Origin of the sequence: Streptococcus constellatus subsp. constellatus (assembly GCF_023167545.1) — a bacterium.
Classification (GTDB): domain Bacteria; phylum Bacillota; class Bacilli; order Lactobacillales; family Streptococcaceae; genus Streptococcus; species Streptococcus constellatus.
The window spans coordinates 963164-985829 of record NZ_AP014647.1 but is presented as its reverse complement, the minus strand read 5'-3'; the positions used below and the strand labels follow the sequence as shown (position 1 = coordinate 985829).

Genomic DNA, 22666 nt, shown 5'->3' with positions numbered 1-22666 from the left:
CACTGCTTTGAGGTTGCAGATAGGACTTGCGAAGCAAGTCTCAACTTTGTTTGTCTTTTAGACTTCAAAAAGTTTCTAATCATTTTCGCGGAACTGGAACTACGAACGAAAAAGTAAAAATTTTTAGTTCTGTTCTATCGCCTTTATAATGAATCTGTCACCAAATTGTAACTAAGTAACGAGGATTTTATGTTATAATCAAACATATATTATACTGGAGAAATGAACTATGAGAAAGAAAAAATTGAAAAAAAGAGTTTTAACAGTTCTGGTTTTGGTGGCTGTTACTTTATTAGTTAGTGCAGTTTTATCCAAGCAAATTCGCCCAGCTAGTGCCAATGATGAGGCTTACCAACGTCCCTTGACCCAAACAGAAGTGTTTATTTCACAAATTGGTGAAACTGCTCGTCAATTGGGTCAAGCAAACGATTTATATGCTTCCGTTATGATTGCACAGGCCATTTTGGAAAGCAATTCTGGACGTTCTGCTTTATCAGCTGCCCCTCATCACAATTTATTTGGAATTAAAGGTCAATACGCTGGTCAATCTGCTACAATGCCTACGCTAGAAGATGATGGGAAAGGAAATACTTATAAGATCAATGCAGAGTTTAGATCGTATCCGAGTTATTTTGAATCTTTGCAAGACTATGTAGCAATTTTAAAGCATAGTCGCTATACCTATGCTTGGAAGAGTAATACGACCAGTTATATGAATGCGACAGCAGCTTTGACAGGGATTTATGCGACGGATACAAGCTATAACGTCAAGCTAAATAATTTGATTCAACAGTATAATTTGACACAATACGATGTACCAGGTACGCAAACAACTAGCGCTACAGCATCTAACAAGGTCTACAATCCTTATCGTCAACAATATACAACACAGGAAGTGTTAAATTTGGATGTTGCTTGGGCGAATCGTCGTCGATAATATTTGTAATTAGATGAGAGAGATTGGGATTTTTATCCTAATCTTTTTTGTTCGGTGATGAAATTAGTTTATTCGTCTATTTTTATGGATCTATAAAGAAAACGTTTCCCATAACTAAAAGTTTGTGATATAATGAACACATCGTTTTTATGACAAAAAACAAGGGGAGATGAGAATGTCAGAATCGTTATTTATTTCAAAAATTGAATATGCGTGTCACAAAAAGGAAGAATTATTTAACAGGAGCAAAGCGAAGTATGCAATTCGTTCGATGTTTGCAGGGGCATTTTTAACATTGAGTACAGCGGCGGGAGTTATTGTAGCAGACCTAATGAATGGATTTGCTTCTGGGACTGGACGTTTTGTTTTTCCGTTTATTTTTGCTTGGGGATTAGTTTACATTCTCTTTTTAAATGCTGAATTAACTACTTCAAATATGATGTATTTAACGGCGGGAACCTTTTTGAAGAAGATAAATTGGAAAAAAGCTTTGCTCATTTTACTATATTGTACATTTTTTAATTTAGCAGGCGCTCTTTTTATTGGTTTTATCTTTAATCAAACTAGTGAATTTACTCATCTCACATCAAAGAGTTTTCTAGCTGGGATAGCAGAGCATAAATTGTCTCGTCCTAATCAGCTCGTCATTTTTGAAGGGATTGTTGCCAATATTTTTGTTAATATTGCAATTCTATCTTATTTGTTGTTGAAAAATTCAACTGCAAAAATTCTGATTGTGATTTCTGCCATTTATATGTTTGTTTTTTTAACCAATGAGCACTTGGCAGCTAATTTTGCATCATTTTCTTTAGTAGCTTTTAATAAAATTGCTGGGCAAATAGAGGTTTTTAATCTTTTAAATATTTTAAGGCATTTTAGCGTTACTTTTTTAGCTAATTGGATTGGTGGAGGGCTTTTGATTGGTTTGTCCTATGCTTTTTTAAATAAAGACGAAACTACTTATGTAGATTGAAAATAGACCGTTCGTGCATATAAAAATGTGTTCAAAAAAGTAGAAGAAGAGGATGGAAACGTTTCTCTTCTTTTTATTTGCTTCAAAAAAAGAAAGAATTAAAATCTGTTGCCATAATAAAAGGCATGCAATTTGACTGTATCCGCCAACAAATCGCAGAGCAAGGTAGATTATGATAAAATAGAACTAGTTTTAGATGAGAAAAGAGATTTCATGAAAGATTTATTGAAATATTTTAAAGGTTATGTGAGGGAATCCCTGTTAGGACCGCTTTTTAAATTGTTAGAAGCCAGTTTTGAATTACTGGTGCCAATTTTGATTGCGACAATTGTTGACCAAATAATCCCTGAAAAAGATAGTACACATCTTTATATCATGGTCTTTTTATTGGTTGTCCTAGCATCGTTTGGTGCTGGGGTGGCAATTATTGCCCAATATTATTCCTCAAGAGCAGCGGTAGGATTTACACGTCAATTGACCAAAGATTTATATCAAAAAATCATGCGTTTGCCAAAAGCTCAGCGAGATAACCTGACAGCATCTAGTTTGGTTACTCGTTTGACAAGTGATACTTATCAAATTCAGACTGGTATTAATCAATTTCTTCGTCTGTTTTTACGTGCGCCGATTATTGTTTTTGGCTCGATCATCATGGCATTTTTGATCAGCCCAAGTATTACGCTGTGGTTTTTGCTGATGGTTGTAGTCTTAACCGCTATTATCTACATCATGTCACGTTTCGTCAACCCGCTTTATGCTAATATTCGTCGGATTACAGATAATATTGTCAGTATGACACGTCAACAATTACAAGGTGTGCGTGTTATCCGTGCTTTTGGACAAACAACTAAAGAAATTCAGGAATTTCAAAATATCAATGAAAATTATAAGACTTGGCAGATAAAAACAGGAATATTGTCTAGCTTGATTAGTCCGTTGACCTTTTTCGTAGTGAATAGTACTCTGGTTATAGTTATTTGGTATGGAAATCTAGCGATTGGACATGGTTTACTAACGCAAGGGAAATTAGTTGCTTTGGTCAATTACCTTTTGCAAATTTTGATAGAACTATTGAAATTGGCGATGCTCATTACTTCTTTGAACCAAAGTTACATCAGCGCTGGACGAATTCAAGAAGTTTTCGAACAGGAGGGAGAAGATGTTCTGGCAGAGTTACCGATTGTTTACTCTGTGGGTGATCAATCTATTTCTGCTCAAAATGTTACGTTTACCTATCCACAAGCCGCTCGTCCAGCATTAGAAAATATTTCGTTTGATTTACTATCTGGTCAGACTTTGGGAGTGATTGGAGGAACAGGAGCAGGGAAATCAACTTTAGTGCAGCTGTTGGCACATTTGTATGAGGCAGATGCAGGCCAGTTGGCTATTTTTAAAAATAATCGAAGTCCTCGAAATCTGAAAGAATGGCGTTCTTGGATAAGTTTAGTACCACAAAAGGCAGAATTATTTCGAGGAACCATTCGCTCAAATTTATCTTTGGGATTGGATGGTGATATGAGTGATGAACAGCTTTGGTGGGCTCTTGATATTGCGCAAGCTAGTGACTTTGTACGGGAAAAAGAAGGTCAGCTAGATGCTGGAGTAGAAGCATTTGGTCGAAATTTTTCTGGTGGTCAACGTCAACGGCTGACGATTGCGCGAGCTCTAATACAAAAAGCACCTTTTCTGGTGCTGGATGATTCCACTTCGGCACTTGATTATTTAACAGAAGCTAAACTATTGCAAGCTATCAAAGAGCAGTTAAAGAACACGAGTTTGATTTTAATTTCACAGCGAACCAATAGCTTGTGTGCAGCTGATCAGATACTTGTCTTGGATAAAGGTCATCAGGTCGCTCTTGGTGCACATGAAGATTTGCTTCAAACGAGCGCTATTTATCGAGAAATTCATCTCTCACAACATAGTAAGGAGGAAAAGCATGAAAATGAGGTATTCTAAAAGTAGTTTAAAATGCCTTGCAAGTGATTTATTGCAGCAGCGCTGGCTTTTCCTACTAGCTACAATTGGAACGATTGTTCAGGTTGCCTTGACCATTTATTTGCCGATTTTGATTGGAAATGCAGTTGATAGTGTTTTACTTTCCGATGCAAGTCAGCATTTGCTGCCAATTCTCTCGAAAATGGGGATGGTGATTGTTGCCAATACAGCGATTCAATGGCTCAATCCTTTAATCTATAATCAGTTGATTTATAGTTATAGTCAGAAACTTCGGGACGCAGTTATTCAAAAAATTCATCGACTTCCCTTAGCTTATCTTGATTGTCAAGGGAGTGGTGATTTAGTGAGTCGCTTGACGACGGATGTGGAGCAGTTAAATAATGGTCTGCTCATGGTTTTCAATCAGTTTTTTGTAGGCGTGTTAACTATTCTTGTAACGATTGTGACAATGGCAAGGATTGACTTTTTCATGATGATGTTAGTCTTGCTTTTAACTCCCTTATCTATGCTGATTGCACGTTTTATAGCCCGTAAAAGCTACAAGCTGTTTCAAAAACAAACGACGGCACGAGGGCTTCAGACACAGCTCATTGAAGAAAGTCTCTCTCAAGAAAGTTTGATTCAAAGTTTTAATGCCCAAGAGCAGTTCATTGCGAGCTTTACAAAGGGGAATGAAAGCTATGCGAACTATTCTCAGAAAGCGATTTTCTATTCCTCTACTGTCAATCCAGCGACTCGCTTCGTGAATGCTCTTATTTATGCTATTGTTGTTGGATTTGGTGCGGTTCGTATCATTAACGGCTCTAGTTTCACAGTTGGACAATTAGTGACATTCTTAAATTATGTCAACCAATACACCAAGCCATTCAACGATATTTCGTCTGTTATGGCTGAATTACAAAGCGCCCTTGCTTGTGCAGAGCGCTTGTACATGATTTTAGATGAAAAAGAAGTTGTAGAAACTGGAAAAGAAGAACTCACGAGTGAAGCAGTACGGGGTGCGATTCGTTTTGAGCACGTCCGTTTTGGTTATGAAAAAGATAAACCTTTGATTCACGATTTAAACATGACCGTTCCAGCAGGAAGCAAAGTTGCTATTGTCGGACCAACTGGTGCTGGAAAATCCACTTTAATCAATCTCCTCATGCGTTTTTATAATGTGGATGCGGGCAAGATAAAGCTAGACGATCGAGATATTACAAATTATACTCGAGTGTCCTTCCGCCGGCAGTTTGGCATGGTGTTACAAGAAACGTGGCTGAAAAAGACCACGATCCATGATAATATTGCTTTTGGGCGACCAGAGGCCAGCCGAGAAGAAGTAATTGAAGCAGCTAAAGCTGCCAATGCTCATTTCTTTATTCAGCAATTGCCGCATGGCTATGATACTTATCTAGCAGATGCAGGAGATTCTTTGTCACAAGGACAACGCCAGCTATTGACCATTGCGCGTGTTTTTCTAGCGGTTCCTAAAATCCTGATTTTAGACGAAGCAACTTCATCCATTGATACACGAACCGAAGCGCTTATTCAAAAAGCTTTTAATAAGCTAATGGTAGGAAGAACCAGTTTTATCATTGCTCATCGTCTGTCTACTATTCAAAATGCAGATATCATCTTGGTTTTGGTTGATGGTGATATTGTCGAACATGGCAGTCATCAGGAGTTGATGCAAGCGAAAGGTATGTATTATCAAATGCAGACAGCGCAGGAAAGTTTAGTTATTTAAGATTAATAAATGGAAAAAACTTAGAGAATGATATACTATTTGAGACAAATTCAAAGGGTCGTTATCACATTTTCTCACATCTTGTTTTTAAGGTAAACTGTCATATAGTTTTCAAAACTTATAATTGTTCTTTCCTTACTTGCTCTAGTCCAGTTTCAGTCAGGTAGTAGATTTTCTGACAGACTTCTTTTAGAAAAGTACGGTCATGAGAAACAGTAATAAAAGCTCCGGTATAGCTTGTAAAAAGTTTTCGAATTTGTGGCTGCGAAGTAGGAGAAAAGTTACGTGTTGGCTCATCTAATAACAAGACATTTGCCTGATCTAATACCATTTTTAGCAGCAGCAATTTGGCCTTTTGTCCACCAGACAGTTGAGAAATGGGATGATGTACTTCATTGCGTGTGAATTGTAGACTGGCTAGGTGTGTGAGGATTTTTTCTCGCTCAATAGCCTCTCCTGTAGATGTTAGAAAATCTATTGGAGAATCGGCTTCGTTTAAAATATCATGATAGTTTTGAGGCATATATCCTAGTGTAATGCTTCTCTTTTCTTTCAGTAGATGTCGCAGTTCTTTGAGAAAAGTAGATTTACCGATACCATTTTTACCAATAATCCCAATCTTCTCCTGTCCCAAAAGTTCAAAGTTAATATTTCGTACTAAGATATGCTCTTCTATCTTTAAACACATCTGTTGGATAGTAAGTACTCTTTTTGTCGATGGGAGAGGGGAAATGGTAGGAAATTCCAGAATGATAGCATCTGCTTGTGTTGGTAACTCTGTCATTTTAGTGGCTTCTCGATTAAAACGTTTTTCTTGTGAGAGAATATTTTTCATTTTTTTGGCTAGTAATCTACCAGCTGTGCTGTCATGAGTATGACGCAAGACATGCTCCACACTTTGTTTGACTCGCTGGTGTTTTGCCATTGCTTTTTGATATTCTTCTCGTTCTTTTTTTGCATCTTTTGTTTGCTTTTTAAATGTCTCCTGTCTCTCTTGGCTATAATTCTCATAATCCAGATTCCTCACAGTTGTCCGAGCTTCCTGTTTTTTCTTAATCAATTCCAAATGAATGATTTTTGTCGCTACATGGCTCAAAAGACTTTCATCATGGGAAACGAAGATAACTGTTCGAGGTGTATTTTGGAGAAAATTTTCTAGCCATATCAGAGTATCTAGATCTAAATCATTAGAAGGCTCATCTAAAAAGAGAAGGTCCCAATCAGTAGAGAGGATTTTTAAAAGTTGAATTTTTAATAGTTCGCCACCAGATAAAGAGGCTAAGGTTTGCTGGCTAGTAAAACGTTGACTGTCAAACTTTAATTCTTGAGCGAAGCGATAAAGTTTGTTGTAATCTAGGTCTACTTCCAAATCTCCAAAAAAATAGTCGTTGAGAGAGAATTTTCTTTCATTTTCAGGTAAAGTTTGCGGCAAATAAGCATAACGATTATAGCTTTTTTGAATCTCTCCTGTATAACTAACATAGTCTGAAACAAGTGCGTCATTCATGAGTAGTTTGAGAAGAGTAGATTTTCCATTTCCTTCTTCTCCAATAATGGCAATTTTATCACTTGTATTAACAGTGAGTGATAAATCACTAACCATGTTTTTGAAGTCTTTTAAATGTGTAATGGTTAAATGTCTAATTTGTAGCATATATGTCTCCTTATGATGTTCATTGTCATTTTAGAGCTAAGAAAAACAGCCCTATTTACCTAGTAGAGCTGTTTTTGCTTTTGGGTTGCTAACAAATATTGCAAAGCAAGTAGTTTGCGATGGATATATTTAGCCTTGAGAAGTAAAAATGTCTTCTTTGAAAATGAGCAAGAGCACAACAAAAAATCTACTAGATAAAGTTTCCTTTAAGCAATAGATTTTTTGTACATAAGCTCCTTACCTCCGAATTTCATTGATTTTAATATAACAAAAAAGTGATTTAATGTCAAAAGAGACCTGAGTTAAGTTTTCAATCGGGAATAAATTAATAGGAATATAAAAAATCCCGAAACAATTTTCGGGATGGAGTGTTATTACACATTCAAGACTTTATCTAAGAAGTCCTTTAGACGTGTGTGCTGTGGATTATCAAAAATTTGATCGGGTTTACCGTCTTCTAAAAACTCTCCGTCAGCCGTAAAGATAACACGGTTTGCTACTTGGCGAGCGAACCCCATTTCATGAGTTACGATAATCATAGTCATGCCTTGCTTGGCCAATTCTTTCATAACATTGAGAACATCTCCAACCATTTCGGGATCAAGAGCAGAAGTAGGTTCGTCAAAGAGCATAATATCAGGATTCATAGCAAGTCCCCGTGCAATTGCGACACGTTGTTTTTGTCCACCTGAGAGGCTATCTGGCATGGCATCAGCTTTATCAGAGAGACCGACTTTTTCTAATAATTCCATACCAAGTTTATCTGCTTCAGCTTGTGTCATTCGTTTATGCTCAACGGGCGCAAAAGTGATATTGCCCAAAACTGTCATGTGAGGAAAGAGGTTGAAGTGTTGGAAAACCATACCAATATTTTCACGAACGAGGTCAACATCTGTGTTTTTGTCGGTGAGATTGAAACCATCTACGGTAATCGATCCACTTGTAACTTCTTCCAATAGGTTCAAGCTACGTAGAAAAGTTGATTTTCCTGAACCTGAAGGCCCAATGATACAAACGACATCCCCTTCATAGAATTTGGTTGTGATTCCTTTTAGGACTTCATTTTCCCCATAGTATTTATGTAAATCGTTGACATCAATTTTTAACTTAGCCATTATTTAATCCTCTTTTCTAAGCGTTTTGCAAGTCTAGTCAAAAGAGTAATGATAATCAGATAAAAAACTGCTAGGATAGCATACATTTTGAAACTTTGGTAGTTACGAGCAATGATGATTTTACCTGTTTGGAAAAGTTCGACAAGACCAATGGCGGAAACAATTGTTGTATCTTTCAAAGCAATCACAAATTGATTGACGAAATTTGGTAACATGATTTTTGTTGCTTGTGGCAGAATAATCTTTCTCATTGTCTTGGAATAAGAAATACCAAGACTGCGACTGGCTTCCATTTGTCCAGCTGGAACAGCTTGAATCCCACCACGAACGATTTCTGCAATGTAAGCTCCAGCATTGAGTGAAAGAGCAATCGTACCAGCTACAAAATCATTAATTGGGTTTTGATGGCCTGTCATTGATTCAATAAGGTTTGGGATGCCCCAGAAGATAAAGGCTGCTAGAATCATAAGTGGGATCCCACGAATAACATCTACGAAGACTTCTGAGATAATGCGGAGTGCTTTAACAGGACTTACACTAAACATCCCAAAGATGATTCCGATGACCATAGCGATTGCAAATGACAGAAGTGCGAGTGCCAAAGTAATTCCAAGACCACTTAACAATTGCTTGTAGTTATTTTGGAGGAGCCCCCAAATGGTTGTTTCATCAACTGTATTGTCTGAAGAGCTAGTATTTGAGTTTGATTTCTTTAAATACTTATCAAGAATTTTTTGATACTGACCATTTTTCTTGATATTTGCTAAGCCATTATTAAACATTTGGATCAATTCAGGATTACTACCCTTTTTTACGGCAAAAGCAGTGTCTCCAATAGGAGTTCCTTTGATTGGTGTTTTCAGTTTTTGGCCTTGGCTAATGGAGTATTTAACAACAGGTTCGTCATCCATAACGGCATCCACAGAACCAGAGTTTAGACTGTCATACATAGAAGAAGCATCAGAGAATGTTTTGATTTTGTAATCATATTTACTTTGATTTTTTGTTAAGAAAGTTTGTGAAGCAGTTCCGTTTTTAACACCGATTGTTTTACCTTTCAAGTCTTTATAAGAAGCAATTGTACTTGATTCTTTGACGGCAAGGATAGCGTTTGCAGTATAATATGGTTCTGAGAAATCAAAGGTCTCTTTACGAGCATCTGTTACAGACATCCCTGCAATCATTCCATCGGCTTGTCCAGATTGTACAGCATTTAAAGCGGCGTCAAAACCAGGATTTGTGATTTCGATCGTGAAACCTTGGTCTTTGGCGATAGCATTTATCAAATCCATGTCAATCCCAGTATATTTGTTATTACTATCTTGGAAAACGAATGGTGCAAAGGAAGAGTCGCTAGCAATGGTATATTTTGCTTTGACAGGAGTTGCTTTTTTGCCAGCAGGAGTAGTAGTTTCTGGAGTGGAACTAGTTGCCTTTGTAGATCCTGTCCATTTTGAGATGATTTTATCAAGAGAACCATCTTTTTTCATTTGAGCAAGCGCTTCATTGAATTCCGTTACTAGATATTCATACTTGCTTCCTTTTTTGACACCAAACGCAAAGCTACCAACAGCTTCCCCCTTCATAGAAATTTTTAAGTTTTGGCCTTGCTTGATAGCATATTCAATAACAGGCTGATCATCCATCATAGCATCAATTGAACCAGAGTTCAAACTATTATAAGTCAAATCAGTCGTATCAAAAGTTTTAAGATTAAATTTATATTTGTCTTTGATTTTTTCCAAAAAACGTTGAGAAGCAGTTCCGTTTTTAACCCCAACAGTTTTTCCTTTTAATTGTGAATAACTACTAATTGTATTTGTTTTAGTCGTTGCGATGACAACTTTTGTATCATAATAAGTATCAGACATGGTGAAGGCTTTTTCACGGTCTTTGGTTTTTGTCATTCCAGCCATGATAGCATCTGCTTGACCAGATTGAACAGCATTGACCGCTGCATCAAATCCAGGGAAAGTCATATTGATGTTCCAACTTTTTAGTTCAGCGACTTTATTGATAATATCTACGTCAATACCTTTGTAAGTTTGATCGGAATCTTTAAACTCAAAAGGTGCATAGGCTGTATCAGATACTACTTTGATTGCATCCGCATGGATATTAGTTGTAGCAAATAGTGGTAGTAAAGCTAACAAAAAAGCTATGATTTTTTTCTTCATGAGTCTCTCCTTTAAATAATATTTTTAAATTATATCAAAAATATCTTCAAAAGGCAAATATTTTTCGTTTTTATGTTAGATTTTATGACATGTAAATTTTCGATTTGTATATCTAAGAGATAAAATATAAAGTAATAAGCTCAGAAATTTGAAATGATGATACTTGTGTTAAAATAGTAGAAAGAGGTGTTATATGATAAACAGAATTACAGACAATAAATTTAAATTGATCTCCAAGTATGAGCCTTCAGGCGATCAACCACAAGCCATTGAGCAATTAGCGGATAATATTGAAGGCGGTGAAAAAGCTCAAATTCTCATGGGAGCGACAGGAACAGGGAAGACCTATACCATGAGTCAGGTGATTTCTCGAGTCAACAAGCCGACTCTGGTTATTGCCCATAATAAAACGCTGGCCGGCCAGCTTTATGGTGAGTTCAAGGAATTCTTCCCTAATAACGCAGTGGAATACTTCGTTTCCTACTATGATTACTACCAGCCGGAAGCCTATGTGCCTTCCAGCGATACTTATATCGAAAAGGATAGCTCGGTCAATGACGAGATTGACAAGCTCCGTCACTCAGCAACTTCTGCCCTATTGGAGCGCAATGACGTAATTGTCGTGGCTTCGGTCTCTTGTATCTATGGTCTGGGATCGCCTAAGGAATACTCCGACAGCGTGGTAAGTCTGCGTCCTGGACTAGAGATTTCCCGCGATAAGCTGCTCAATGATCTGGTAGATATCCAGTTTGAGCGTAATGATATTGACTTTCAGCGGGGGAAATTCCGAGTCCGAGGTGATGTGGTGGAGATTTTTCCAGCTTCTCGTGACGAGCATGCCTTTCGGGTGGAGTTTTTCGGAGATGAGATTGACCGGATTCGTGAGGTCGAAGCCTTGACAGGACAAGTTTTGGGTGAAGTGGATCATTTAGCAATTTTCCCAGCTACTCACTTTATGACAAATGACGAAAATATGGAGATTGCCATTGCCAAGATTCAGGCCGAGCTGGAGCAACAGCTGGCTATCTTTGAAAAGGAAGGAAAGCTCTTGGAAGCCCAACGATTGAAACAGCGTACGGAGTATGATATTGAGATGCTCCGTGAGATGGGCTATACCAACGGTGTTGAGAACTATTCTCGTCACATGGATGGGCGCAGCGAAGGTGAGCCACCTTATACCTTGCTTGATTTCTTCCCAGATGATTTTCTCATCATGATTGATGAAAGTCATATGACGATGGGGCAGATTAAAGGGATGTACAATGGTGACCGCTCGCGGAAGGAAATGCTGGTCAATTATGGTTTCCGTCTGCCGTCTGCCTTGGACAATCGTCCGCTGCGTCGGGAAGAGTTTGAAAGTCATGTTCATCAGATTGTCTATGTATCTGCGACACCGGGTGACTATGAGCGAGAACAAACGGATACAGTAATTGAGCAAATTATTCGACCAACTGGGCTTCTGGATCCAGCAGTCGAAGTGCGTCCGACTATGGGACAAATAGATGATCTTTTAGGTGAAATCAATGCGCGTGTTGAAAAGAATGAGCGAACGTTTATCACAACGTTGACTAAAAAGATGGCAGAAGATTTGACAGATTACTTTAAAGAAATGGGAGTTAAAGTCAAGTACATGCACTCGGATATCAAGACATTGGAGCGGACTGAGATTATCCGTGACTTGCGCCTGGGTGTCTTTGATGTCCTGGTCGGGATCAATCTGCTGCGCGAGGGAATTGATGTACCAGAGGTCAGTCTGGTTGCTATCCTTGATGCAGACAAAGAAGGTTTCTTACGAAATGAGCGTGGTTTGATCCAAACCATTGGTCGGGCTGCCCGCAACAGTGAGGGTCATGTCATCATGTATGCGGACACGGTGACTGACTCCATGCAGAAGGCTATGGACGAGACTGCTCGCCGCCGTCAAATTCAGATGGCTTATAATGAAGAACATGGTATTGTACCGCAAACAATCCAGAAAGAAATTCGTGACCTGATCAGTGTAACCAAATCTGTCCTGCCAGACAAAGAAGAAGTCGTTGAAATTGAAAGTCTTAATAAACAGGAACGTAAAGATATGATTAAGAAACTAGAGGGACAAATGCAAGAAGCTGCAGGACTTCTCGACTTCGAACTGGCTGCACAGATTCGCGATATGATTTTAGAGATAAAGGCGATGGACTGAGGGATTTCAAGGAGGAAAGCAAATGGACATCACTATCAAAGCAATGGAAACAGCTGAGGAGATAGAAGGGAAGTCCAGAGTTCATTGGCAGACATGGCGTGAAGCTTATGATGAGATTTTACCTGCGGAATTTCAAGAGCAGATGACTTTAGATAAGTGCCGATTTTATAGTCAAAAGTATCCCGGAAATACCTTGATTGCCTTGAATGATGCTAAAGTGGTTGGCTTTGTTAGCTACGGTGATTTTCGAGATTCAGCTACGATAGCGGGTGAAATTTTCGCCTTGTATGTCTTAAAAGATTATTATGGCAAGGGTGTAGGACGGCAGCTCATACAGGCTGCTTTTGCTGCCTTGGATGGTTATCAAGAGATTTTATTATGGGTTTTAGAAGATAACAAACGTGCTATCGCTTTTTATGAAAAAATGGGTTTTGTTTTTGACGGTGAGGAAAAGAGCGTTGACCTAGGAAAAGCCGTGAAAGAAAAACGAATGATCTACTTGAGAAATTCTAAGAGTTAGTTTGGAAATAATAGATATATTTGTAAGGAGCACCACATGCGTTATGCACTTTTACTCCGCGGCATCAATGTCGGCGGTAAAAACAAGGTCGTTATGGCTGATTTGAAGAAAGATTTGGCTGGGTTGGGCTTTGAAAATCCAGTTTCCTACATCAACAGCGGCAATCTTTTCTTTGATAGCGAGGAGCAGGAGGAGAGGATTCGGGAGATCTTGTCGGCTTATTTCAGTCGGTCTTACGATTTTCCCCTGCCTTTTGTCCTTGTCAGCTCTGCCATGCTTCAAAAAGAAACAGCCAATCTTCCTGCTTGGTGGCAGGATGAAACAGCCTTTCGGCGAGATGTTCTCTTTTATTTGCCGGAGACAGACAGGGAGAGTGTTCAAGAGCTGGCAGGCAGTTGGGCAAATGACAAGGAGCAGCTGCATTTTGGGCAGACGGCTTTCTTTTATAGTAATGCTGACCAAGCGAACTATCTCAAGTCCAACTATCATAAAAAACTGCTCAAATCCAATTTTTACAAGCAACTAACCATCCGAAACGGCAAGACTTTCCAGAAGATAGTGGAGTTGGTAGGTACAATTCAAAAATGAATAATTGATAGATTTTGGTCTTCTTTTTGCTAACAAATTTATTATTTGGAAAAAGTTCAAGTTGAAGTAGCGAATTAAGTTGAACGTTTTTAACACTTATGGTATTTTCGTTGTTGAGCAAGAATATATCGATAAGAGACCTATGCATTTTAGTATGAACTTTAAAACATCTATATACTAAAATTATGCTATAATAAATGCTATGTATACCAAACCAACTTCTGCCTATGTACACATTCCATTTTGTACTCAAATTTGTTATTATTGTGACTTTTCTAAGGTTTTTATCAAAAATCAGCCAGTTGACGCCTACTTAGAGCACTTGCTTCAAGAATATACTTCTTATAATATAAAGCATTTACAGACACTTTATATCGGCGGTGGGACACCGACAGCTCTTTCAGCGAAGCAGCTGGAGTTTTTGTTAGCAGAGCTGACGAAAAAGCTGGATTTGTCATTGTTAGAAGAACTGACTATTGAAGCCAATCCAGGGGATTTGGATCCGGATAAGATTGCTGTTTTAAAGGTTTCACCTGTGAATAGGGTATCTTTAGGTGTTCAGACTTTTGACGATCGCATGCTCAAGCAAATTGGTCGCAGTCATTTAGAAAAAGATATCTATGAAAACATCGCCAATCTGAAGCTGGCTGGATTTGACAATATCTCGATTGATCTGATCTATGCGCTGCCCAAGCAAACTATGGATAATGTACGAGAAAATGTAGCCAAAGCTATTGCGCTAGATATTCCTCACATGAGTCTTTACAGCTTAATTTTAGAAAATCACACGGTTTTTATGAATCGGATGCGACGTGGAAAACTCCCTCTGCCTAAAGAAGATTTGGAAGCAGAGATGTTTGAATACATCATTGAGGAGTTAGAAAAAGTTGGTTTTGAGCATTATGAGATTTCCAATTTTTCTAAACCAGGTTTTGAGAGTCGACATAATCTTATGTACTGGGACAATGCGGAATATTTTGGTATCGGAGCTGGGGCTTCTGGCTATGTCAATGGGGTTCGCTACAAGAATCATGGTCCTATCCGTCATTACTTAGAGGCGGTCGAAAAAGGTAATGCCCGTGTGAGTGAGGAACATCTTAGCAAGCAAGAGATGATGGAAGAAGAAATGTTTTTGGGATTGCGCAAGAAGTCGGGTATTTCTAAACAACGCTTTGAGGAAAAATTTGGTGTTTCTTTTGATCGGCAGTACGGTCATGTTGTAACAGAACTGACAGAGCAAGGGCTCTTAGTACCTGACAGGGACATTGTCCGTATGACCAAAAAAGGTCTTTTTTTGGGCGATACAGTCGCAGAGAAATTTATATTGGAGTAAATTATGGGTTTAACTTATCAAATGAAAATGAAAATTCCTTTTGATATGGCAGATATGAACGGTCATATCAAACTACCTGATGTCATTTTGCTATCCTTACAGGTATCAGGGCTGCAGTCCATTGATTTGGGGATTAGTGATAAAGCTATGCTGGAAAAATATAATCTAGTCTGGATTATCACGGATTATGATATTGATGTAGTACGGCTGCCTAAATTTGGGGAAGAAATGACGATTGAAACAGAAGCTTTGTCATATAATCGTTTATTCTGTTATCGTCGGTTTACTATTTATGATGAAGCGGGAAATGCTATTATTAATATGTTGGCTACTTTTGTCCTTATGGATAGAGATAGTAGAAAAGTGCATGCAGTAGAGCCAAAGATTGTTGCACCTTATGAAGCAGAGTTTTCTAAAAAATTGATTCGTGGACCGAAGTATCCAGATTTGAAAGAACCAATTAGCAAAGATTACCATGTCCGTTTTTACGATTTAGATATGAACGGCCATGTTAATAACAGTAAGTATTTGGACTGGATTTTTGAGGTTATGGGTGCAGATTTTCTCATGAAACATATTCCTAGAAAAATTCATCTTAAGTATGTCAAGGAGGTACGACCTGGCGGACAAATTACCTCTAGCTATGATTTGGAGGGCTTGGAGAGTAATCATCAGATTTCTAGCGATGGTGATATCAATGCCCAGGCAAGTATAATATGGAGAAGTTGTGATGACAGAAGATAGTAAATGGTTAGAATGGGCAACTCGTCTGCAAACTTTAGCACAAAATGGATTAGCCTATAGCAAGGATGAATTTGATATTGAGCGATTTCAGGAGATTCGTCAGATTGCAGCTGAAATGCTAGTCACTCCTTCTGGTATGCCACTTGAAAAAGTAAAAGATCTGTTTTGTAATGAAACGGGCTATCAAACACCGAAATTGGATACACGGGCAGCAATTTTTAAAGACAATACGATTTTGCTCGTTCAAGAAAAAAATGGACTATGGGCTTTGCCGGGCGGATGGTGTGATGTGGATCAGTCTGTAAAGGACAATACAATAAAAGAAGTAAGAGAAGAGGCAGGTTTAGAAGTTCAGGCAGACAAACTGATTGCTGTTTTAGATAAACATAAAAATAATCCAGGAAACTCTACCTCAGTACATCACATTATCAAAATATTTGTTTTGTGTACGAGCTTAGGTGGGGAGTTTAGAGCAAATGCTGAGACGATAGCCTGTGGTTATTTTGCTTTAGATGCGTTGCCAGCATTATCTGAATCTAAAACGACTACTCAACAAATTGCAATGTGTTTTGAGGCGCAGGCATCCAATAACTGGGAAACTCGATTTGATTAATAAAGTATAGATTTAAAAGTTGAAATAGAAAACTATTTTCAATTTATATAGATTAGAGGAGTATTTAAGCTTTTAAATTAGAGGAGAAAATGAGTGACTTATAAAGGCTATTTAATTGATTTAGACGGAACAATTTATAAAGGAAAAGAACGTATTCCTGCGGGTGAAGCTTTTGTACATGAGTTGCAACGGCGCAACATTCCATATTTATTTGTGACGAATAATACAACACGTACACCTGAGACTGTTCAGGCTATGTTGGCGGAACAATTCAATGTTAAAACACCTATTGAAACGATTTATACAGCAACTTTGGCAACGATTGATTATTTAAATGATAAAAATATAGGAAAGAAAGTCTATGTTATCGGCGAGGCTGGACTTAAAAATGCTATTTCAGAAGCTGGTTATATCGAAGACACCGACAATCCGGATTATGTAGTTGTTGGTTTGGATTGGGAAGTAGATTATGAAAAATTATCGATTGCTACTTTAGCTATCCAAAAGGGAGCCCATTTTGTAGGAACCAACCCTGACCTTAATATTCCGACAGAGCGTGGTCTCATGCCTGGCGCGGGCTCAATTATCACTTTAATTGAAGCAGCAACTCGCGTAAAACCTGTTTATATAGATAAGCCGAATGCTATTATTATGGAAAAAGCTGTTGAACGTCTTGGATTGCCACATAAAGAAGTGATAATGGTTGGGGATAACTATCTTACGGATATTCGAGCTGGGATTGATAACGGTATTCCTACACTTTTGGTGACAACTGGTTTTACTCGTCCAGAAGAGGTAGCAGACTTACCAATCCAACCAGATTATGTACTTTCTAGCTTAGCGGAGTGGGATTTTGATGCGCACTAAACTGATCTTTTGGTTGAGCATGCTCTGTCTTTTAGCAGCTACGATTTTATTGACGATTTATCTCACTTGGTTGTTTTATCCTTTGGAAATTTCTTGGTTACACTTAGAAAATAAAGTTTATCTCAAATCTACAACGATTCAGTACAATTTTAATATTTTGATGAATTACCTAACCAATCCATTCCAGCAAAAACTCTCAATGCCCGATTTTCACTCATCAGCAGCAGGATTGCATCATTTCCAAACTGTGAAATATCTTTTTCATCTGGTTCAGATTGTTTTCCTAGCAACCTTACCAATAGTTTATTTGTTTGTAAAACATATAATTAAAAAAGGTTATTTATCTGTTTTTTCAAAGGCCGTTTTGAGTATTGTTTGCCTGCCAATTATTGTTGGAGCTATCGCATTTGAGATCGGATTTGATGCGTTTTTTACTCTCTTTCATAAGATTTTATTTGTCGGAGACAATACTTGGCTCTTTGATCCTGTGAAAGATCCAGTGATTTGGATTTTACCGGAAGAATTTTTCCGCCATACTTTTCTATTATTTTTTGCCTTTTATGAAGGATTCGCATTATTACTCTATAGCTGGAGTAAAAAAAGTTATTTGAAAAAGAAAGGAAACTGATGCAAACAAATCAGCAAGTAAGAAAAGATATTGGTTTATTCTCTGCTTTATGTCTACTATATGTGGCCGTAATGGCAATGATTAGTCTGATTTATCAAACGATTGTAACCTTATTTCAAGCGATTCGTTATCCCGGAAATCTTGAGAGAATCCAAAAAGCAACGGAAAGTTTTATGTCACGCGATGGCAGCTATTATCTAATTGCTGTTTGTGCAGGAGTATTTATCTTTTGGCTGTATCGGGATGGAAAATTATTTAAGTCTGATTTACAAACACAGAAAAGAGCCATGACTTCAAAAACGTTTGGGATAGTCTTATCTTTCTTGCTTCTAGGTCAATTAGGTTTTGTACTGTTTAATCAGATTTTTGAAACAATCTTTAATTTATTTGGTTTTACTATGCTTAAAGCTGTCGAATCAGCTTCGGCAGGTTCAGATAGTGTTTCTATGTTTTTGTATGCAAGCTTTTTTGGACCTGTTTCAGAAGAATTGATTTTCCGTGGGGCAGGTTTAAGAACGTTTGAAAAATATGGAAAAATCTTTGCAATTCTGATGTCTTCACTCTTATTTGGTTTGTTTCATGGTAATCTCCCGCAGTTCGTTTTTGCAACTTTTGTTGGAATGATCTTCTCTTATGTGACCTTGGAGTATTCTATTTTCTGGGCAATGATTTTTCATATTTTTAACAATTTAGTTATCGGAGAAGGATTAACTTATCTCTATTCTTTTTTGCCAGACGATGTAGGAGGTGCCTTGTATTTGTTTATCCTGCTAATTGGTGCAAGCATCGCAGTCATTTTCCTATTTAAAAATAAAACAGATATAAAAAGGTATGTACGGAGAAATCGTGCATATCCAGGAACATATCGGCAAGCTTTCCGCTCGGTCTGGTTTTGGCTCTTCGTATTTTTTATGTGTCTAACGTCGTTGACATTGATAAGGCATTTATAAAAGAGAGTTTTGAAAGGACTTTCAACTTTCTTTCATTTATGATAAAATAAAGGTAATAAAAGAGGAGCGTGTCAATCATGGAACAAACATTTTTTATTATAAAACCAGACGGTGTAAAACGTGGCTTGGTTGGAGAAGTACTGAAGCGCGTGGAACGACGTGGTTATAAAATTGAACGATTAGAAATGAGAACGAATGTTCCAAACCATATAATTGATCAGCATTATGAAGCTCTATTAACAAAAGAGTTTTACCCCGCAATTCGTGAGTATATGACAAGTGGGCCTTTGATTATTGGTATTTTATCAGGAAATCAAGTGATTTCAGGTTGGCGTCACATGATGGGTGCTACTCGTCCAGAAGAAGCTCTACCAGGGACGATTCGTGGGGATTTTGCGCAAGCAGCTGAGAATGGTGCAACGATTCAAAATGTTGTCCATGGTTCAGATTCTGAAGCATCAGCCAAACGAGAAATTGCCCTTTGGTTCGATGAAGAATGAAGCAATAAATATAAATGTGAATTGAGAGAAGAACTACATTAATCGCTGTTATTCTCTCTTTTTTATTATAAGTTTCACGTCTGGTATGTTATAATAAAAAAGAATTAACGATACTTTAGGATATTGAAATTGATTGTTGTATCAAGGAGGAGATATGTCAGATAAAAAAATTCATTTAGTAATTGTGACAGGAATGAGTGGGGCAGGAAAGACTGTAGCCATCCAGTCTTTTGAAGATTTGGGCTATTTTACGATTGATAATATGCCTCCTACGCTGGTTCCTAAATTTTTGCAGTTGGTTGAAACAACGCAAGACAATGACAAAATTGCCATGGTTGTGGATATGCGCAGTCGTTCTTTCTTTTCAGAAATTCAACAAGTTTTAGATGAAATTGAAAATAACGATGGACTTGATTTTAAAATTTTATTTCTAGATGCAGCAGACACAGAATTGGTCGCTCGTTACAAGGAAACACGACGTAGCCATCCTTTAGCGGCAGATGGGCGTATTTTAGACGGGATAAAATTAGAGCGGGAATTACTTGCACCATTAAAAAACATGAGCCAAAATGTGGTAGATACGACTGACTTAACACCACGTGCATTACGTAAAACAATTTCTGAGCATTTCTCGGACTCAACAAAACTCCAATCATTTCGCGTTGAAGTGGTAAGTTTCGGCTTTAAATACGGTATCCCGTTAGACGCGGATCTTGTTTTTGATGTGCGTTTTTTACCAAATCCTTATTACCAACCAGAACTCCGCAATCAAACAGGGCTTGATAAAGCAGTTTATGATTATGTCATGAATCATACGGAGTCAGAAGAATTTTATCAACATTTAGTGGCACTTATCAAGCCTATTTTGCCGGGTTACAAAAAAGAAGGAAAGTCTGTTTTGACAATTGCTGTCGGTTGTACAGGTGGTCAACACAGAAGTGTCGCTTTTGCCCAACGTTTAGCCGATGATTTGGCTAATGATTGGACTGTTCATTCGTCTCATCGAGATAAAGACCGTAGAAAGGAAACGGTAAACCGTTCATGAGAAAACCTAAAATTGCTGTTATCGGTGGTGGTACAGGAATTTCTGTGATTTTAGACAGTTTGCGTAAGAAAGATGTAGATATTGCAGCCATTGTAACAGTCGCTGATGACGGAGGAAGTTCAGGTGAATTACGGAAAAACATTCAGCAATTAACACCACCAGGTGATTTACGAAATGTTTTGGTGGCTTTGTCGGATATGCCTCGTTTTTATGAAAAAGTCTTTCAATATCGCTTTGCAGAAGAAGACGGTGCTTTAGCTGGACATCCTCTGGGAAACTTGATTATTGCCGGAATTTCAGAAATGCAGGGTTCTACTTATAATGCTATGCAGCTGTTGACCAAGTTTTTCCACACAACTGGCAAGATTTATCCGTCTTGTGATACACCTTTAACGCTTCATGCTGTGTTTACTGATGGAAGTGAGGTGGCTGGAGAAAGTCATTTGGCAGAACACCAAGGTATGATTGAACGAGTTTATGTCACCAACACCTATAATGCTCAAAAACCAACTGCTAGTCGCAAAGTGGTGCAGACAATTTTAGAAAGTGATATGGTAGTTTTAGGACCGGGATCATTGTTTACCTCTATCTTACCCAATATGGTGATAGAAGAAATTGGGCAAGCGCTCTTGGAAACCCAAGCAGAGATTGCTTATGTTTGTAATATTATGACGCAGCGTGGTGAAACCGAGCATTTCACAGATAGTGACCACGTGGCTGTTTTGCATCGTCATCTTGGGAAAGCATTTATTGACACGGTTTTAGTGAACATTGAGCAAGTTCCTCAAGAATATATGAATTCTAATAAATTTGATGAATATTTAGTGCAAGTTGAACATGATTTTCAAGGCCTGAAAAAACAAGTTCCTCGTGTCATTTCGTCTAATTTTCTTCGCTTGGAAAATGGCGGAGCCTTTCATGACGGTAAGTCTGTGGTAGATGAACTGATGAAGATCATACAGGTGCGTAAATGAGTTTTACTATTAAAGTGAAAGAAGAATTGCTTGGTCTAGGTAGGCAAGACAAAACGGAATTATCTGCAATTATTAAAATGTCAGGGAGCTTAGGAATTGCTAATCAAGGTTTGACATTATCCGTTACAACAGAGAATGCAAAAATTGCTCGCCATATTTATGAATTATTGGCAGCTTTTTATCACGTTAAGTCTGATATTCGCCATCATCAAAAAACAAATCTTCGGAAAAATCGTGTTTACACTGTTTTTTTAAATGAAAGTGTGGAACAAATTTTAGCTGATTTGCACTTGGCAGACTCTTTTTTTGGAATTGAAGCAGGTATTGATCAAGCTATTTTATCAGATGATGAAGCTAGCCGAGCTTATTTGCGTGGGGCTTTTCTGTCAAGTGGCAGTATGCGCGATCCAGAGTCAGGAAAATATCAGTTGGAAATCTTGTCGGTTTATTCTGATCATGCCGAAGGGTTAGCAACCTTAATGCGAAAATTTTTGTTGGATGCAAAAATAATTGAGCGTAAAAAAGGAGCGGTGACCTATCTGCAACGAGCTGAAGATATTATGGACTTTTTGATTGTGACTGGTGCTATGAAAGCAATGACTGAATTTGAGTCGGTCAAACTTTTGCGAGAAGCTAGAAATGACCTGAATCGGACAAACAATGCAGAAACGGCTAATATCGCTCGAACAGTGACGGCTAGTATGAAGACCATTCACAATATTGGCAAGATTATTGATACAGTTGGTTTAGAAAGTTTGCCTGTTGATTTACAGGAAGTCGCTTATCTGCGTGTCAACCACCCCGATTATTCTATTCAGCAATTGGCAGATAGCCTTAGTAAGCCTCTGACGAAAAGTGGTGTCAATCATCGTTTGAGAAAAATCAATAAAATTGCAAATGAATTGTAGGAAATACAAAGAAGTACGGTTTTTGTGTTATATGTAGAATCAATTTAGGGATTTCCGTGAAAACTTTACAGTTTTCTCTTGAATATTTTCAAAAAATGTGATATAGTTATAAAAATTAAATAATCCTTTAAATCTGTCCCGTGAGGCAGACAAGGAGTCAAAGTATAAGATGGTGTCGCACGGTGAGGCTGTTGGTAGTTTCTTTGTGCTTGCCTAGATTTTCTGAAGTCTCCTTGTGAAGGAGACTTTTTCTATTTTTAAGGAGGCTTT

General features: G+C 37.9%; 20 protein-coding genes. 17 read left to right on the top strand and 3 right to left on the bottom strand.

The genetic code is table 11. The features are described from left to right. Nucleotides 1–229: 229 nt before the first annotated feature. The 4 genes from SCSC_RS04865 to SCSC_RS04850 all read left to right on the top strand — a co-directional run bounded on the left by SCSC_RS04865 (nt 230) and on the right by SCSC_RS04850 (nt 5598). Complete coding sequence (locus SCSC_RS04865) at nt 230–937, top strand: glucosaminidase domain-containing protein (protein WP_003068871.1); 708 nt, start codon at nt 230–232, stop codon at nt 935–937. 175 nt (nt 938–1112) lie between these two features. Further along, the gene (locus SCSC_RS04860; RefSeq protein ID WP_006269368.1) at nt 1113–1910 is read left to right on the top strand and encodes a formate/nitrite transporter family protein; all 798 of its coding nucleotides are present in this window, start codon (nt 1113–1115) and stop codon (nt 1908–1910) included. A 213-nt stretch (nt 1911–2123) separates the two neighbouring features. Further along, complete coding sequence (locus SCSC_RS04855; RefSeq protein WP_006269393.1) at nt 2124–3869, top strand: ABC transporter ATP-binding protein; 1746 nt, start codon at nt 2124–2126, stop codon at nt 3867–3869. After that, nucleotides 3850–5598, top strand: coding sequence for an ABC transporter ATP-binding protein (locus tag SCSC_RS04850; RefSeq protein ID WP_006269410.1), 1749 nt, complete (start codon nt 3850–3852; stop codon nt 5596–5598). Before SCSC_RS04855 ends, SCSC_RS04850 begins: the two co-directional genes overlap by 20 nt. A 118-nt stretch (nt 5599–5716) precedes the next feature. On the opposite strand, the gene SCSC_RS04845 is transcribed toward SCSC_RS04850, so the two are convergent. From SCSC_RS04845 to SCSC_RS04835, 3 genes are all read right to left on the bottom strand, one after another. Beyond that, on the bottom strand, nt 5717–7252 hold the full coding sequence (locus SCSC_RS04845; protein WP_006269421.1) for an ATP-binding cassette domain-containing protein: 1536 nt from the start codon (nt 7250–7252) through the stop codon (nt 5717–5719). A 374-nt stretch (nt 7253–7626) separates the two neighbouring features. Further along, nucleotides 7627–8367, bottom strand: coding sequence for an amino acid ABC transporter ATP-binding protein (locus SCSC_RS04840; RefSeq protein WP_006269402.1), 741 nt, complete (start codon nt 8365–8367; stop codon nt 7627–7629). Then, on the bottom strand, nt 8367–10544 hold the full coding sequence (locus SCSC_RS04835; protein ID WP_006269406.1) for an ABC transporter substrate-binding protein/permease: 2178 nt from the start codon (nt 10542–10544) through the stop codon (nt 8367–8369). Before SCSC_RS04835 ends, SCSC_RS04840 begins: the two co-directional genes overlap by 1 nt. Before the next feature lie 193 nt (nt 10545–10737). On the opposite strand from SCSC_RS04835, the gene uvrB reads away from it, so the two are divergent. From uvrB to whiA, 13 genes are all read left to right on the top strand, one after another. Further along, complete coding sequence (uvrB, locus tag SCSC_RS04830) at nt 10738–12726, top strand: excinuclease ABC subunit UvrB (RefSeq protein WP_006269418.1); 1989 nt, start codon at nt 10738–10740, stop codon at nt 12724–12726. A gap of 22 nt (nt 12727–12748) precedes the next feature. Continuing rightward, a complete protein-coding gene (locus tag SCSC_RS04825; RefSeq protein ID WP_006269385.1) occupies nt 12749–13246 on the top strand; it encodes a GNAT family N-acetyltransferase in 498 nt (165 codons plus the stop codon). A gap of 36 nt (nt 13247–13282) precedes the next feature. Then, nucleotides 13283–13834: a DUF1697 domain-containing protein gene (locus SCSC_RS04820; RefSeq protein WP_006269424.1), complete on the top strand. Its 552-nt coding sequence runs from the start codon at nt 13283–13285 to the stop codon at nt 13832–13834. 202 nt (nt 13835–14036) lie between these two features. Further along, a complete protein-coding gene (hemW, locus tag SCSC_RS04815) occupies nt 14037–15167 on the top strand; it encodes a radical SAM family heme chaperone HemW (RefSeq protein ID WP_006269387.1) in 1131 nt (376 codons plus the stop codon). Nucleotides 15168–15170: 3 nt separating this feature from the next. Then, entirely contained in the window at nt 15171–15911 is a 741-nt protein-coding gene (locus SCSC_RS04810) for an acyl-[acyl-carrier-protein] thioesterase (RefSeq protein WP_003068891.1), read from the top strand. Then, complete coding sequence (locus SCSC_RS04805; protein ID WP_003068892.1) at nt 15898–16524, top strand: NUDIX hydrolase N-terminal domain-containing protein; 627 nt, start codon at nt 15898–15900, stop codon at nt 16522–16524. The genes SCSC_RS04810 and SCSC_RS04805 overlap by 14 nt, the downstream gene beginning before the upstream one ends. Before the next feature lie 93 nt (nt 16525–16617). Continuing rightward, nucleotides 16618–17391, top strand: a complete 774-nt coding sequence (locus SCSC_RS04800) for a TIGR01457 family HAD-type hydrolase (protein WP_006269396.1) — start codon at nt 16618–16620, stop codon at nt 17389–17391. Further along, the gene (locus tag SCSC_RS04795) at nt 17381–18019 is read left to right on the top strand and encodes a TIGR01906 family membrane protein (protein WP_006269404.1); all 639 of its coding nucleotides are present in this window, start codon (nt 17381–17383) and stop codon (nt 18017–18019) included. The genes SCSC_RS04800 and SCSC_RS04795 overlap by 11 nt, the downstream gene beginning before the upstream one ends. After that, nucleotides 18019–18969 carry a CPBP family intramembrane glutamic endopeptidase gene (locus SCSC_RS04790; RefSeq protein WP_006269379.1) on the top strand — a complete coding sequence of 317 codons (951 nt, stop codon included), beginning with the start codon at nt 18019–18021 and terminating at the stop codon, nt 18967–18969. Before SCSC_RS04795 ends, SCSC_RS04790 begins: the two co-directional genes overlap by 1 nt. 77 nt (nt 18970–19046) lie before the next feature. Beyond that, nucleotides 19047–19469 carry a nucleoside-diphosphate kinase gene (ndk, locus tag SCSC_RS04785; RefSeq protein ID WP_003068898.1) on the top strand — a complete coding sequence of 141 codons (423 nt, stop codon included), beginning with the start codon at nt 19047–19049 and terminating at the stop codon, nt 19467–19469. A gap of 154 nt (nt 19470–19623) precedes the next feature. Beyond that, nucleotides 19624–20514 carry an RNase adapter RapZ gene (gene rapZ, locus SCSC_RS04780; protein WP_003068901.1) on the top strand — a complete coding sequence of 297 codons (891 nt, stop codon included), beginning with the start codon at nt 19624–19626 and terminating at the stop codon, nt 20512–20514. Then, nucleotides 20511–21488, top strand: a complete 978-nt coding sequence (locus SCSC_RS04775) for a YvcK family protein (protein ID WP_003068902.1) — start codon at nt 20511–20513, stop codon at nt 21486–21488. The genes rapZ and SCSC_RS04775 overlap by 4 nt, the downstream gene beginning before the upstream one ends. Next, the gene (gene whiA, locus SCSC_RS04770) at nt 21485–22396 is read left to right on the top strand and encodes a DNA-binding protein WhiA (RefSeq protein ID WP_006269423.1); all 912 of its coding nucleotides are present in this window, start codon (nt 21485–21487) and stop codon (nt 22394–22396) included. The genes SCSC_RS04775 and whiA overlap by 4 nt, the downstream gene beginning before the upstream one ends. Nucleotides 22397–22666 lie beyond the last annotated feature (270 nt).

What these genes read in the sequence shown, in the direction of transcription:
- SCSC_RS04850 (WP_006269410.1), top strand. Translation starts at nt 3,850, where the DNA reads ATGAAAATGAGGTATTCTAAAAGTAGTTTAAAATGCCTTGCAAGTGAT.
- ndk (WP_003068898.1), top strand. Translation starts at nt 19,047, where the DNA reads ATGGAACAAACATTTTTTATTATAAAACCAGACGGTGTAAAACGTGGC.
- SCSC_RS04840 (WP_006269402.1), bottom strand. Translation starts at nt 8,367, where the DNA reads ATGGCTAAGTTAAAAATTGATGTCAACGATTTACATAAATACTATGGG.
- SCSC_RS04810 (WP_003068891.1), top strand. Translation starts at nt 15,171, where the DNA reads ATGGGTTTAACTTATCAAATGAAAATGAAAATTCCTTTTGATATGGCA.
- SCSC_RS04790 (WP_006269379.1), top strand. Translation starts at nt 18,019, where the DNA reads ATGCAAACAAATCAGCAAGTAAGAAAAGATATTGGTTTATTCTCTGCT.
- SCSC_RS04845 (WP_006269421.1), bottom strand. Translation starts at nt 7,252, where the DNA reads ATGCTACAAATTAGACATTTAACCATTACACATTTAAAAGACTTCAAA.
- SCSC_RS04835 (WP_006269406.1), bottom strand. Translation starts at nt 10,544, where the DNA reads ATGAAGAAAAAAATCATAGCTTTTTTGTTAGCTTTACTACCACTATTT.
- SCSC_RS04865 (WP_003068871.1), top strand. Translation starts at nt 230, where the DNA reads ATGAGAAAGAAAAAATTGAAAAAAAGAGTTTTAACAGTTCTGGTTTTG.
- SCSC_RS04855 (WP_006269393.1), top strand. Translation starts at nt 2,124, where the DNA reads ATGAAAGATTTATTGAAATATTTTAAAGGTTATGTGAGGGAATCCCTG.
- uvrB (WP_006269418.1), top strand. Translation starts at nt 10,738, where the DNA reads ATGATAAACAGAATTACAGACAATAAATTTAAATTGATCTCCAAGTAT.
- rapZ (WP_003068901.1), top strand. Translation starts at nt 19,624, where the DNA reads ATGTCAGATAAAAAAATTCATTTAGTAATTGTGACAGGAATGAGTGGG.
- SCSC_RS04825 (WP_006269385.1), top strand. Translation starts at nt 12,749, where the DNA reads ATGGACATCACTATCAAAGCAATGGAAACAGCTGAGGAGATAGAAGGG.
- SCSC_RS04820 (WP_006269424.1), top strand. Translation starts at nt 13,283, where the DNA reads ATGCGTTATGCACTTTTACTCCGCGGCATCAATGTCGGCGGTAAAAAC.
- SCSC_RS04805 (WP_003068892.1), top strand. Translation starts at nt 15,898, where the DNA reads ATGACAGAAGATAGTAAATGGTTAGAATGGGCAACTCGTCTGCAAACT.
- SCSC_RS04860 (WP_006269368.1), top strand. Translation starts at nt 1,113, where the DNA reads ATGTCAGAATCGTTATTTATTTCAAAAATTGAATATGCGTGTCACAAA.
- SCSC_RS04775 (WP_003068902.1), top strand. Translation starts at nt 20,511, where the DNA reads ATGAGAAAACCTAAAATTGCTGTTATCGGTGGTGGTACAGGAATTTCT.
- hemW (WP_006269387.1), top strand. Translation starts at nt 14,037, where the DNA reads ATGTATACCAAACCAACTTCTGCCTATGTACACATTCCATTTTGTACT.
- SCSC_RS04795 (WP_006269404.1), top strand. Translation starts at nt 17,381, where the DNA reads ATGCGCACTAAACTGATCTTTTGGTTGAGCATGCTCTGTCTTTTAGCA.
- whiA (WP_006269423.1), top strand. Translation starts at nt 21,485, where the DNA reads ATGAGTTTTACTATTAAAGTGAAAGAAGAATTGCTTGGTCTAGGTAGG.